Consider the following 14,324-nt stretch of genomic DNA (forward strand, 5'->3'; position numbering starts at 1 on the left):
CCACCCGCGACCCATAGACATCAGTGAAATGGTGGGGCATACAGTCTTTAATGCCACCGGCACCTAGCGCTTACTGCCAAGCGGCCGAGTTCCATGAGTACAGTGAGAATAGGACGTTTAACGATCCCGCCCCAACAACTTACAACTGAACGTATCCGATCGGATTTTTACGAAAAACTTTGAAATCTCGCGCTGGATTTGCTAGCTTATTCCCTGTGGCGTTTTAGGGTGTGCTGGAAATCACGTTTTTTGCATGACCCTTTTCAGGCATGGTTTCCGCCCTTAAGGCAATAAGGGCGGTTCGCGTTGGAAGAGCCTGCCTGACAGCAACAGTTCGTACAGGGGGACGCATGAAGAAAGCTCAGCCCACCCGGGTGATGATGATTTCTAACCGCTCGACTGATTTCAGAGCAGAGGCGCTCCGCTGCGCGTGCTTTGTCGGCGCGCCGGTGCAGGCAATGGCTCTGCATTTGGGCTGCTCTGGGGGCTGTCTTGACGACATGTTACTCAAAGAAGGTAAGGCTATGATTGCTGTGATGTTCCGTCGTCTGGTGTCTGTGATCCTGCTGTTCGGGATCTTGGCGCCCGCTTCCAGCGAGGCCCAACTGCCGCTGGACCAGCCGGATCTCGATTTGCGCGCGGCAACGTCCGGGAAAGTCCTATTGGCCTTGCCGGACGGCGGCGCCATCGTCTCGCACAACGGGCGCTTCGTCGGTGGTGAGCCAGGCCATGCTTTTCTCTACCGCCTGCGACCGGACGGAACCATTGATCCGGACTGGAACGTTTCGGCCATTGGTGTTTCGGATATGGCGCTCGTTGACGATGATCTTTATCTGGCCGGTTCCTTTTCTACCGTGAACGGTGTGAGTCGCCAGGGACTGGCAAGTGTGTCGCTGGCCACAGGAGCTCTGTCGAACTGGGACCCGAACAGCGGAAACTCGTCGCGGGACTTCCGCGTGCTGGAAGTGGTTGGCGACTCGGTGTATGTGGCGGGTGGCTTTACTCAGGTCGGAACTACCCCGAGCGACGGCTTTGCGAAGATTGACCGCATTACCGGGGTTGTTGATGAGGCCTTCAGCCCCGTCGTGCCCGGGTCGTTTTCGCCCATCAGGACTATGGGTAGCGATGGCGTGGCGCTGTTTATTGGCGGGAGTTTCACCGAAGTCAACGGCGATCCCCGCAGTTTTGCGGCCAAGCTCTCCTTGGACGACGGAAGCGTTGATCCGACCTGGAATCCCGATTTCAGCTCAAGCATTTCAGAACTGCACATCGATGGCGGCTGGCTCTATGCGGTTGGCTGTTTCACCCAGGTTAATGGAACGAATCGGCGGTTTGTCGCCCGTGTTGCAACGGCAGGTGCCGGCGATCTTGACGCAACGTGGGACCCTTCACCAAATCGCGGTTGCCTGCAAACTGTCTATGTGGACGACACCCACGCCTACATAAGCGGCTTCTTTGAGCAGCTCGGTGGCGTGGATGCTTTCCGGTTCGGACGCGTCGCCAAGACGGGAGCCGGGGCGATTGACGCTACCTGGGGTGTGAGTGTTGATGATCGGGTTGCGTCAATCATCACGCTACCGGGCGGTGCCGTTCTCATCGCGGGATCTTTCCATGACGTCAACGATACTTATCATCCTGGCCTCGCGCGCCTTGATCGCAATAGCGGCACACTCCTGGGGCCCGAAATTTACGTCGAAAGCAGTGGAATCGTCCAAGCTCTGGCCGCCGCGCCTGATGGCGGAGTCTACGTCGGTGGAAATTTCCACCGGCTCGTTGGAACCGGCTTGCTGCGCCGCGGTCTCCTGCGCCTGACGCCCTCGGGCGAGCTTGACGCGACCTGGGCGTCTCCGTTGGCCGGTGGCGCCAGGGTAGAGACCCTGGTCGCGGACGTCGATCACCTCTACGTCGGAGGCCGTTTTAGAACATACGATTCCACGGGCTTGAACAATCTGGTTCGCCTGTCCCATAGCGGCTTGGTCGATTCCAGTTGGACGCCTGAGCCCAACGGCACGGTGCACACCCTAGCGATCGACGAAACCAGCAATTCGCTATTTTTGGGAGGCTGGTTCGACTTCTTAGGCGGTGAAAGTAGACGCCGTCTGGCCGAGGTGGATCTGGTGACCGGTCAGCCCACAGCGTTCAATCCGGATGCCAACAGCGCCGTTTATGCGATTGCTCTAGACGGTAACGATATTTACGTCGGTGGTAGATTTACGGAAATCGGGGGCGAGCCTCGCCAGCGACTGGCCAAGTTGAGCCGCACGGGTATCGTTGACCCATCGTTTGTGGCCGACGCAGACGATAGCGTGAGGGCTCTGCTGCCCGGGCCCGGCGGCACGCTTTACGTCGGCGGGTGGTTCTCCAATATCAGCGGCCTGGGCCGCCGGGGGCTCGTTCGTCTGCTTCGGGACTCCGGCGCGCCGGACCCGGCCTGGGACACGTTTCCAAACAGCCGTGTTTACAGTCTCAATCCTTCGACCGAAGGCTTCTACGTGGGTGGCGATTTTTTTGAAATCGGCGGCGTTGCCCGGTCGCGAGTCGCGCGCGTGTCACATCAAGGCGAGGTGGCGCCGCTTTTCGCGCCCGGTGGATTCTCTGGTCGAATTGAGGCGGCGTTAGAGCAGGGCAGCGAAGTCACCCTTGGTGGCTGGATTAACTGGTCTGAGACCGCCGCCGGCATTCGTCGCGGTCTTGCCGCGTTCCCGGTCGATGCCACGCCGGTTGCCTCGACGCTGACCATCACCTCCGCCCTGCCCGGAAACACCCAGCCCCATCAGTTCTATCGGGTGGAGGTCAACGGGGTTGGCGGGGAGGCCCCGCTTGCCAACCAGCGGGTGACGGTCGTTTGTGATTCGGGGGCTTCCTGCGCAATGACGCTGGACAGCCAGGGCAACGGCGCCTGCGAGATCGCCAGCCGCACCCCGGGCACGCGCACGCTGACCGCCAGCTACGCCGGCTCGCCATTTTTCTCCTCGGCGACCGCCACCCGGCCGCACAACGTAGCCACCATCGTTGCGACGCCGCCGGCCAACCCGGCGTTCGACCTGCGCTCGCCGGGCTTTGTCTCTGGCATGGTTCGCACCTCCGACGATAAGCTGGTGGTGGCCGGCGGCTTCAACCGCATCGGCGATCAGGCGCGCCGCGGTCTGGCGCGGCTGTTGCCGGATGGCACGGCCGATCCCGCCTTCCGCGCCGACGCGCTGGGTGGCTCGGTTCGGGCAGTGGCGCGCGATGCCTCAGACCATGTTTTTGCGGTTGGTTTCTTTGACCTTATCAACGGCGTCTTCCGGCCGCGTCTGGCCAAGCTGGATACCGAGGGCAATGTGGTGCCCGACTGGATACCAGCCCGGACAGATGTCAATAGGGACGTCGCTTACGTTGATCCCGATGGAGATCTGATCGTCAGGGGGTTCACGTTCTTTAGCGGAGGTGTAGGGGTCACGCGGTTGCTCAAGCTCTCCGGCGCTGACGGCGAGGAGCGCGCCGGTTTTGACGTCACAGTGACGAGTTCAGGTTCTTTGAACGTACAAGTCGCAGGTGACGACACCCACCTCTACGTGTATGGGGTCTTTGAAGAGGTCAACGGCGTGCCCAGACGCAACCTGGCGCGACTCAGCCTGAGCGGCGAGGTTGATCTGGACTGGAATCCGTCGCCGGATAGTTTCGTGGGGGACGTGGTGCCTGATGCTGCCGGCGGTATTTACGTGGCCGGACAGTTCGATGAAATCGCTGGTCAGACCACGCTGAGCCGGCTCGTGCGCCTGAGTTCAAGCGGGACGCTGGTTACAGCCTTCAACCCGGCGCCGGATGGTACGGTAGACAATCTGTTCCTCGAGGGGTCCTCGCTTTATGTTGGCGGGTTCTTCGACCAGATCGGGGGACTGACGCGTGACAATGCGGCGAAGATTAATGCCACCACCGGCATCGCCGACCCGGCATTCCAAAATCCAAGTTTGGCTTTCGGTCTGTTCGAGCGTCTGGGTGATGCGCTCTGGAGTTCCAACTTCGGATTTGAAATGGGCGCGTCGGATGTGCTTTGGATGGGTGCTGTGCGCAGAGACCCAGGTACCGGCGAGTTGCTGCCCACCGCGCCGATCACCCGGCCGGCGCAAATTTATGCGCTGGCGCGGCAGCCGGATGGCGCGACGTTGATCGGCGGGTCTTTTGCCCGCTTCGGCAGCAGCCAGCGCAACCTGGTGAGGGTTTCGGCAGAAGGTCAGTACGACACGGCTTTCTCGCCTGCGCTTGATGAGGATAATTCGGTTCGAGCGCTTGCCGTGCGCGGAAATGGCGATATCTACGCAGGTGGCCTTGGGGGTCTGAGCAAGGTGGGGGTGGACGGCAGTATAGATTCAGCCTTCATCAGTCCGAATGACTGGGTGCTGGCCTTGGCCGATGCCGGCGATGGACTGATCGCGGGCGGATGGTTCACGGAAGTCGGTCCATCCGCAACTCCGCGCAACCGCATCGCCAAGCTGGACTACGACACAGGTGCAGCGATTGCCGGATGGGATCCTGATTCGAACGGAACGGTGGAGGCGATAGCCATCGGACCCGATGACGCGGTGTACCTGGGCGGCAGTTTTACGGAGATCGGCGGTGAATCTCGTCAACGCCTGGCCAAGCTGAGCGTTGATGGCAGCCTGAATGGTAATTGGCAGCCCCAGGCCAGTTCGACTGTTCGCGCCCTGCTGGTTGACGGCCCCGACGTTTACGTTGGCGGCTTTTTCTTCAGAATCGACGGTATCATCCGGCGCGGGATCGCCAGACTCGCTGCAGCCGATGGTGCCCTGGCCGATTGGGCGCCGGGCGATCCCAACTCCTTTGCATCGGTCTACGCGCTGACCCGGGCCCAAGACGGCGATATTCTGGTCGGCGGTTCCTTCCGAAGAATGGGCGGGGCCTTCCGCAGCAACGCGGCTAAGATCGATCCCGTATCCGGCATCGCCGACCCGCTCTGGAACCCCAGTCTGGATGGTCCTGTATTCGCCATTCTCGCCGGCTACGGCAACACGCCGGCTTCGTTCCGTCAGGAACAGATCGAGCAGAACATCGCCATCGGCGGCTCATTCGAGTTCCAGGGGGCGGCGCCAATGCCGGGCTTCGTCGCGGTGCCGAGGGAGGGCAGGCCGACAACCGACGGCATATTCTGCGACCGCTTTGAGGCCACGGCCTGCGTGCCGGTGCCCTGAGCGTATTGAGTTTTTGATCCTGAACCGGCAAGCGGGCTCTGGAGCGCTCGCCAACAGCTACAGTTCGATAGGAAATGAGGTCCTCATGCGAAAGAAGAATGAAGCGCTCTCGTGTGTGATTGGCAGGATTGTTCTTGGCCTTTTGCTATGTGTCTTTGCGTTGCCTGCTGCTGCCAGCGATTTAAGCGACGGGCGGCAAGGAATCGAATCCGGTGGTGCATTGCTGATTCACATCGAGAGGACACCGGAAGGGCAGTTCTTGATAAAAGACGCCACCGAGGTTTCAAGGTATGTCAACCGACATCGATCCGGCGCTCCGTCTGAATGGCAAGTCATCATTGATGATGCCGAAGGTAAAGTTCTATGGAGCTCACCGATCGCATCACCGCTATTGCCCCATGTGCCGCGCAGCGAAGCAGGGACAAGGGAGTTTGCTCTTCTGATCCCCCAGCGCTATAAATTCGGCAATGTCCGACTATTAGATGAATATGACCGTGTTGTTTTCGAGTTTCCTATCACTGAAACTCTCGTCAACTTGGCGAAGTTGTCGGGAAATGCTTTGAGGGCTGAAGTGCAGACGATGCGAAACGCACCCCGATCGATGGAGATTAGGGATCAAAAGACAGAAAGCCAGAGTCGATCAACTATTTCTGCCCAGATTGGCTACGAGTTAGGAGAGCTTCGCACCACTCATGAGGTGGGGAGTAAACCGACCAACCCTGGATTGTGGCAAGGTACGGGTGAGCTGCCGCATGACTGGTTGGAGCGGAGCGTCAATCCGGAGTTAGCGGCTGGAGATTTCCGGCACGATATTCACCATCAGGATATCGATACCTCGAAGTCTGTCCTGAAGTATTTCGGGGAGTCTCGCATTTCTTACACGGATTTAAATGAAATCGAGCTCAGCCGCAATCTCGAACTTCAAAGACTACGTCGGGGCGGGCAAGGTGGATTGGAAGAAAAAGATCAAACCGATGTGTCAGTCGGCCGACCGCTCAAAGATCCGATGTCCTCAACACAACAGTCGAAAACAGCATTATTAACGGGCGATATTGAGTTGTCCGATAATGGTGACTTAAGCACTGGCTTCTGGATCAGGGTAAGGGATGGTAATGGCACTTTTGACCATGTCTGGGTTGATATCGATGGTGGTTTTCAGGTAGAGCTTCCAATCAATCGACAGTTTGAGTTGGTGGTCACGCCACCGGTGCCTTACCTTCATGCAACCTTCCCGATAAAGATCAGCGAAAACGTCACACGGACTTACACACTGGACGCTGGAAAGGTGCTATCGGGGTCAGTCAGCACTGCCAGCGGAGAGGCGTTTACTGAGGATTTCTGGGTTTATTTATATCTCGATGATCGGTTCCTTTCGTCTCATCGGGTACAGTCAAGCCAGTTTGAAATAGCGCTTGAATCGGGAGTTGAGTATCGGCTTGATTTTCTTCCTCCCGTGCCGTACCTGCCTTCGTCGGAGTCTTTATCCATATCACAAAATACAGCACGAAGCTTCGAGGTTGAACGAGGCGTTGTTTTGGATGGAAAAATAATAACCAGTGATGGGGCCAACTTCGAAGATGGGTTCTGGATTACCGTGTATCGAGGGTCAGGCTATGATTTTTACACCTCTGCTCGCGCTGATATTGACGGAAACTTCAGTATCGCTCTAGAGGCCGCAACGATTTATCGCTTAGCTATTAGACCTCCAGTGCCCTATCTTGAGATGTCAAAGCAGGTCCGAATTGACAGTGATACGTCTCTCGTTTTCGAAGCCTTGCGTGCGGTAGTCGCCAGCGTCGGTGTATTCAATGAGTCCGGTCAGCCAATACAAGCGAAGGAGATTCGTGTTTCTCAAGAAGATCGTTCAGAACGTTTCCTTCCCGAGGATGTCGGGCGATTCCCTGTCTTGCTTGAACCACAGTTGGCTTCCACGATTTCAGTCTCACCTTTTGATGGCCAGAGTTTAATGGTCCGGAACATTGCGCTGGAGCCTAAAGTGTCAGATTTTGATCTCGATATCTCTCTTGCGCAGGGCGGGCGCCTTTCCGGTGTTGTTCGCGACATAGACGGCGAACCAATCGGGGTCGCGGAAGTGCTGCTGAAAAAAGACGGGGAATTTTTCAAATCAACTGAGACTCTTCGCGATGGCAGTTACGAGTTATTGCTGCCCTACGGCGAGTACGAAATTAGTGCCTCCATTTCTGCGGAGCGAAGTTATTCGCCGGACCGGCCGGCGGCTATAGGTAGGATTGACCCCAAAAGTATTTTGATTGATTCCCCCGAGCAGGTTTCCGACCTCAGTTTAAGAGGGCCTATGCATCAACTCACCCTTGAGCGATTCAGGCCAGGTACTGAGTTCATGCGTGCTCGGTTGAGCTTGCGCCAAGATGGTGAGCGAGAAGGTCATCTCTATTCTTGGTCGGGAGAAGAGATCAGCGTAATGGAAGGGCGATATGACTTGACGCTAGATTACCCGGGCTTTCAAAGTGTGACGCTAAAAGACGTCTTGATTTCTGGAGACCAATCCCTTGATTTTGCCGACTACTTCGTAGGTCCCCAAACTCTGTGGAGAGGCATACTCCGAGACGCCGACGGCCGTCCACTACCTGATGTAGAAATTACGGTATATGACAAAGCCCAGTGGATAAGAGCATACATCCAGACGGATACGTCGGGCGCATTCGCTCTTCCGCTGGGGGCAGGGCTATTTGCAGAGGTTTCTGGCGGACCTGGATTTCCCTTCGAAGGCAACGTCATTAAGAAACTTGTTGATTTGGACGGTCTTGTCGCGCGAACAGGTGATATTTACCTTGATTCGGTGGAGTTCGCTGGGGAGGTGCTCTCCCAGGGAGAACCTGCGCGTGTCTTCGGCACACGCAGGATCGAAAATGGGTTCAATATTCTTTTTCTGGGTGATGGCTATACCACCGTACGCGAGACATTTACAGACCTCAACGACAATGGCATTTGGGACGGGGTTCTTTTCGTTGACACCAACAGTAACGGTGTTTGGGATCGTGGTGAGCCAGTTGCCGTTTACGGTGAAGCTGGCTTTGACTGGGAGTCAGATGAGGGGACGGACTTGTCAGCGCGCAACGAACCTTTTGATGATCTGAATGGAGATGGGTTTCCGAACTTCAATGATCAGCAAGTGTTCGTCGTTAACATACAGAATTTTATGCGAGCACTTCTCGGATCCCATGTATGGAGTGAGAACCCAGAAATTTTCAACGCTTTTGGTCTTTTCACGCCGTCGTTGGAATCTGGTACTGGGATCATTGATGATAGTGGTCAGCAGGTGATTAGCAGGGACACCTATTTTTCATCAAACATGACGTTTCCGCGGCGAACACTGAGTATAGATTATACAAAAGCACGAGCCTTGGCGACTGAGGTGCTTCCGGAGTATGATCTCATTGTGGTTTTGCTTAACCAGCCAGTTCCAATGGGGCGTGCCAATTCGTTTATCGTATATTACGGTGGAATGAAGGCAGGTAGCCCGGTTTCACGGGTTCCACACCATGAGATGGGTCATGCATTTTCATTTCTTGCAGATGAGTATCAGGAGTTTCCTCGCTCCTATGAGGGCGCCGAGCCTCAAGCTTTGAATGTCACGACCTTCTCTTCAAGTACTGCGATTCCCTGGGCAAGTTTTCTTGATGATGATATTGTCTTGCCGACTCCTAGAAAATCTAAGGGTATGGGGCTCTTTACAGGAGGCCTTTACCATCAGGGCGGTGTTTTTCGCCCTTCTGAGCAATCCACGATGAGAAACAATACACCAAAGTTCAATTCAATTTCTGAGAAGGCGACGAGAGATATATTGAGGGAAAACTTGGGCATTCTTGAGGATGAGATATTCCAGGACAGCTTTAAGTAGTGTTTTTCAAGGCGGTATCAGCTGTCTAAATGCCGGTAGCGTTACCCCCGCTTGCCATGGTCAGCTCCTCGGCCGGTTCGCGCAGGTTGTAGCGCGAGGCCATGGCGGCGCCGTAGGCACCGGTATTGGCGATCAGCACCACATCGCCCTCGCGGCAGTCGGGGAGCAGCCGGTCCAGGCCGAGGATGTCGCCGGTCTCGCAGATCGGGCCGACCACGTTGTAGACGTGTTCGCCCGGCTCGTCTAAGCGGGTCAGGTTGACGATTTCGTGCCAGGCCCCGTACAGGGCCGGGCGAATCAGCGAGTTCATGCCGGTGGCGATGCCGACGTAGCGAACCTCGCCCTTGCCCTTGGTCTGGTTGATCCGGGCCAGCAGGACGCCGGCCTCGCTGACCAGATAGCGACCCGGCTCCAGCCAGACCTGGACCGGGCGGATCAGATCGTGCTTGAGCTGCTGCAGGCCGGCGTCCAGCGCGGCCAGATCCAGCGGTTGCTGGTCGGCGCGGTCGGGAACGCCCAGGCCACCGCCGAGGTTGATGACCCTGACCTCATCGAGTTCGCGCGCTGCCTCGCCCAGGGTCTGCAAAGTACGCTGCCAGTTGTCGGGATGCAGGATGCCGGAGCCGGTATGGGCGTGCAGACCGGTGATGCGGATGTCGTGGGCTTCGGCCAGCCGCTGCGCGCGCTCGAGTTCGTACAGCGGGATACCGAATTTCGCGTGACTGCCGGCCGTTCGAACCATCTTGTGATGACCCAGCCCCGATCCGGGGTCCAGGCGCAGGAAGATCTCGCGCCCGGCCAGGTCGTGGCCCCAGTGCTCCAGGATGTAGAGGTTGTCGACGGTGGTCTGCAGACCCATGGCCAGGGCCTGGCGGAACTCTTCGCGGCCGGCAAAGTTGGTGGTCAGCAGCAGGTCGTCGGTTCGCAGTCCAGGTGCGCAGGCCAGGGCGTGGCGCGCTTCGTTGACCGACACGCACTCGATGCCCAGGCCCTGGTCGACCAGGGTGGCGAGGATGGCCGGGTGGGGATTGGCCTTCATCGAATACAGCACCCGGTCGACCGAGCGCAGCGCCAGCAGTCGCGAGGCAGCGCGGCGAACCTCGGTCAGGTTGTAGACGTAGGCGCACTCGCGCTGGCCGAGCAGTTCAATCAGATCGCCGGCGTGTCTTCGCCACCAGGCTGGCCGGGCGCGTACCGGGTCGTCCTCGCGAAACAGTTGTTCCCAGGTCGGGCCGAAGACCGAATCGCCGCCCACACCGCCGGGGATGACCTGCTGGTGCAGCTGCTGGACGAGGCGATCGGCGTGGCGCGACTCGACCACGAAGGTCAGGTTGAGATCGTTGGCGGCCTGGCTGACCTGGAAGATGCGGCGCTGCTCGAAGACTTCCAGCGCCGGCCCGAGCCGATGCAGGATGGTGCGGATGCCCAGCCCCACCAGGCTGACGGTGGCGCAATCGGTCAGGATTTCGACCTTGCAGTGCTTTTCCAGACGGCGGCTGAGCTCGCGCAAGGCTGCCTGGTCGGTGAGGTTGGCGCCTGGATCCAGGGTGACGGTGACGTTGGATTCAGAGGTCGAGACCTGGTCGACCGAGAGTCCCAGCGCTTTGAATTCGGCAAAGATATCGGCGAGGAAACCGACCTGCTGCCACATGCCCAGACCCTCCAGCGCGATCAGGGTCATGCCCTTGCGCTGGACGATGGCCTTGACCTGGGCCCCGTGATCGCGCGCATCCGGCGTGATGCGGGTGCCGGTGATGTCGGGCCGGTCGACCTGACACAGCCACAGCGGGATGCGGTCGCGCGCCACCGGGATCAGCGAACGCGGATGCAGGGCCTTGGCCCCCATGGCGGCCAGCTCCTGGGCCTCGCGGTAGCTGACCAGCTTGAGCAGGCGGGCGGCCGGAATCCGGCGCGGATCGGCGCTGAACAGGCCGGGCACGTCGGAATGGATCTCGACCCGCTCGGCCTCAAGCAGGGCGGCGGTGCAGGTGGCCGAGGTGTCCGAGCCGCCGCGCCCGAGCAGCACGGTTTCGCCGCGCGCGTTGGCGGCCAGAAAACCCGGCATGATGTGGAAACGGCCGCGAGCAGCCAGCTGCGCCTGCAGTCTTCGATCCGGCTCGGCCGGGCAGTGTGCCGAGAGGTATTCGCTGGTCGCTGTGCGGCCGGCGTCGCCGGGGCAGGTCAGCACGTGCCTGGCATCAAGCCACCCGCCGTCGATTCCCTGCGCCGCGAGGATGGCGACGGCCAGGCGGCTGCTGAGCTGCTCGCCCTGGGCCAGAAGCTCGGCCTGGACAGCGGGGCTGTCGCCAAGCTCGGGGTGTTCGAGCAGCGAGCGAAGGTGCTCAAGGTCCTCGGCCAGGTTCGGTTCCGGCACCGCCAGTGCGCGCGCAAGCGCGAGGTGTCGGTCTTTGATCTGGTCGATCAGCTCTTCGACCGGCTGGGCCGTTTCCGACCGGGTTTGTGCCTGCAACAGGTCGGTCATGCCACGCAATGCGGACACCACAATGACCAGATGCGCACCCTCTGCCAGCGCGTTTCGTGCGCATTGCGCGATGAGCGGCCAGTGCTCTGACCGCGCCACGGCGCTGCCGCCGAATTTCAGGACACGCCAGCGGACCGCGCGGTTTGAATCAGAGTTTTGCATGCTGTTTTCGCAGTTTGTCAAAAAAGGTCAGAGTAGAAGGGAGCCGGTAATCGCTCGTGTAACAATGTCGGGGGGCCAAACGAACTCGCTGACCTGTTCGGACAGCATTTTACGCTGGTATGAAATGATGATTTCTGATCCGCCGATCCATTCGCGCTCCTTCGGCCAGACCGAGACCGGTCAGGTCCGCGCCAACAACCAGGATGCCATCCTGGTCGATGAAGCGGCGGGCCTGTGGCTGGTGGCCGACGGCATGGGTGGGCACGCCGGCGGTGCCGAAGCCAGTCACCTGGCCCGAACGACGGTCCGTGCGGCCCTGAACCAGGGATCGTCGCTACGCTCGGCCATTCTCGCCGCCCATGCCGCGATTCGGGCCGAACAGGCGCTCCGCCCGGAACTGACCGACATGGGAACCACGATCGTGGCCGCGCTTGAGCAGGACGACCATTACGAGATCGGCTGGGTCGGAGACAGCCGCGCCTATTTATTCGACCTCTCCACGCAACAACTCTGCCTGCTGACCCGGGACCATAATCTGGCCGGACTGATGGTCGAGGCCGGCGCGATCAGCGCGTCCGAAGCCGCTCACCATCCCAAGCGCCACGTGTTGACCGATTGCCTGGGGCTGCATTCGGACGGTGAGCCCCGGGTCGATATGGTCAAAGAACGGTGGCAGGCCAACCAAATCCTGCTGCTGTGTTCAGATGGCCTGAGCGGAGAGCTGAGCGATCAGACCATGGCGACGATGCTGGCGCTGGATCAGTCGCTGGCCGCTCTCGGAGAGCGCTTGATGTCCGCGGCCCTGGAAGCCGGGGCGAAGGACAATGTTTCGCTGATTCTGGTGCGTTCGCCCCTGGATGGAAAACCGGCCGGATCTTCCGGCGCACGGCGGCGCTGGCTCGGCCGCGCCTGATCCATTGCGCGGCGCGGAAGGTCAGCTGATCGCGGCACCCTTGTATTTGCCGAGGACGACGACCGTCTTGCCGGAAGCCTTCAGCATGCCGTCTTCTTCCAGCGCTTTCATCACCCGGCCGGCCATTTCCCGCGAGCAGCCCACGATGCGGCTGAGCTCCTGACGGGTGATACGGATCATGGTGCCTTCGGGGTGGGAAACCGCGTCGGGCTCGTCACAAAGGTCGATCAAGGCCTTGGCGACCCGTCCCTGGGTATCGAGAAAGGCCAGCTGCAAGACCTTGCGCCGGGCCTGAAGCAGGCGCTGCGAGAGCTTGGACCCGATCGCGGTCATGATTTCGACCGCGCAGTCCGACAGTTCTTTATCGAGCGCCTCGCGCAGTCGATCATAGGAAATTTCGGCCAGCTGGCAGATCGATCGCGTCCGCACCATGACCTCGCGCTCGCGGGGTTTCATGAACAGACCCAGTTCGCCGAGGAAATCGCCGGGGTTGAGGTAGCTCAGGATGAGTTCGCGTCCGTCTTCACCCTCGGTAGAAACCGACAGTGAGCCATCAATCACGTACAGCAGGCTGTGGCCCTCTTCGCCCGGACGCATGACGACCTGCTTGGGCTCGAAATGCAGGCGCTCGCAGATCGAGAGCAGGCGACCGATCGCTTCCCGGTCTATCGGATAGAACTGTGGTTCATTAAGCATTTTTGTTTTCAGGCCAAGACCCCTTTCTCAACAGTTTATATTGCCTGTTCGGGCGTCGGGAGTCAACCTGTTGGCGAGTCCCTGGCCGGCCGGGCAAGCGGGTTCAATCCGATCAAAAGTGGAACGACTGGCTCTGAATGACCGATAATGAAAGGTTACGTTCGGCCATCCATGATCCGGAGGAATGCGCCATGTCCTCGAGCAGAATCAAGCTTCACGGCTTCAATAATCTGACCAAGGCCTTGAGCTTCAATATCTATGACCTTTGCTATGCCACCAGCGAGGCGCAGCGCAAGGAATATATCGCCTATATCGATGAAGCCTACAACGCCGAGCGGCTCACCCAGATACTGACCGACGTGTCCAACATCATCGGCGCCAACGTGCTCAACGTGGCCCGTCAGGACTACGAGCCCCAGGGCGCCAGCGTGACCATGCTGATCGCCGAAGAGCCCGTCGTCAGCGATGAAGATGTCGGCTCGGCCGCACCGGGCCCGCTGCCGGAAGCGGTCGTCGCCCATCTCGACAAAAGCCACATTACGGTGCATACCTATCCCGAAAGCCACCCGCACGACGGCATCTGCACGTTCCGCGCCGACATCGACGTGGCTACCTGCGGCGTCATCTCGCCGCTCAAGGCGCTCAATTACCTGCTTCACAGCTTCGAGTCGGACATCGTGACGGTGGACTACCGGGTGCGCGGTTTTACCCGCGACGTGCGTGGGCGCAAACATTACATCGACCACAAGATCAATTCGATCCAGAACTTTTTCAGCCGTGACACCAAGAACGCCTACGAAATGATCGACGTCAACGTCTACCAGGAAAACCTGTTCCACACCAAGATGCGGCTGAAAGATTTCGATCTCGACAACTACCTGTTCGGCATCAATGCCGCCGACCTGGAAAAGCGCGAGCGCGCGCGTATCGAGCGTCGTCTGCGCACCGAGATCCAGGAGCTGTTCTACGGTCGCAACCTGTAGGCTGATCCGGGCGGGC

The 14,324-nt window shown here is 59.2% G+C and carries 6 protein-coding genes; 4 read left to right on the plus strand and 2 right to left on the minus strand.

Features of this window, described 5'->3' with window-relative positions; genetic code table 11:
* Window positions 1-350: 350 nt before the first annotated feature.
* Window positions 351-5,192 carry a delta-60 repeat domain-containing protein gene (locus tag G3I74_RS11920; RefSeq protein ID WP_164211838.1) on the plus strand — a complete coding sequence of 1,614 codons (4,842 nt, stop codon included), beginning with the start codon at window positions 351-353 and terminating at the stop codon, window positions 5,190-5,192.
* 85 nt (window positions 5,193-5,277) lie between these two features.
* Window positions 5,278-9,072: a M64 family metallopeptidase gene (locus G3I74_RS11925; protein WP_164211839.1), complete on the plus strand. Its 3,795-nt coding sequence runs from the start codon at window positions 5,278-5,280 to the stop codon at window positions 9,070-9,072.
* 25 nt (window positions 9,073-9,097) lie between these two features.
* On the opposite strand, the gene G3I74_RS11930 is transcribed toward G3I74_RS11925, so the two are convergent.
* Window positions 9,098-11,716, minus strand: a complete 2,619-nt coding sequence (locus G3I74_RS11930; protein WP_164211840.1) for a bifunctional aspartate kinase/diaminopimelate decarboxylase — start codon at window positions 11,714-11,716, stop codon at window positions 9,098-9,100.
* 124 nt (window positions 11,717-11,840) lie between these two features.
* Between G3I74_RS11930 and G3I74_RS11935 the strand changes: the two genes are divergently transcribed.
* Window positions 11,841-12,629 (plus strand): PP2C family protein-serine/threonine phosphatase, encoded by a 789-nt coding sequence (locus tag G3I74_RS11935; RefSeq protein WP_203594720.1) that lies wholly within the window; start codon window positions 11,841-11,843, stop codon window positions 12,627-12,629.
* A 21-nt stretch (window positions 12,630-12,650) separates the two neighbouring features.
* On the opposite strand, the gene G3I74_RS11940 is transcribed toward G3I74_RS11935, so the two are convergent.
* Window positions 12,651-13,325 carry a cyclic nucleotide-binding domain-containing protein gene (locus G3I74_RS11940; RefSeq protein WP_203594721.1) on the minus strand — a complete coding sequence of 225 codons (675 nt, stop codon included), beginning with the start codon at window positions 13,323-13,325 and terminating at the stop codon, window positions 12,651-12,653.
* Between the two features lie 191 nt (window positions 13,326-13,516).
* On the opposite strand from G3I74_RS11940, the gene speD reads away from it, so the two are divergent.
* Window positions 13,517-14,308, plus strand: a complete 792-nt coding sequence (gene speD / locus G3I74_RS11945; protein ID WP_164211842.1) for an adenosylmethionine decarboxylase — start codon at window positions 13,517-13,519, stop codon at window positions 14,306-14,308.
* The last annotated feature ends 16 nt before the right edge of the window (window positions 14,309-14,324 follow it).

Origin of the sequence: Wenzhouxiangella limi, assembly GCF_010499265.1 — a bacterium.
GTDB lineage: Bacteria > Pseudomonadota > Gammaproteobacteria > Xanthomonadales > Wenzhouxiangellaceae > Wenzhouxiangella > Wenzhouxiangella limi.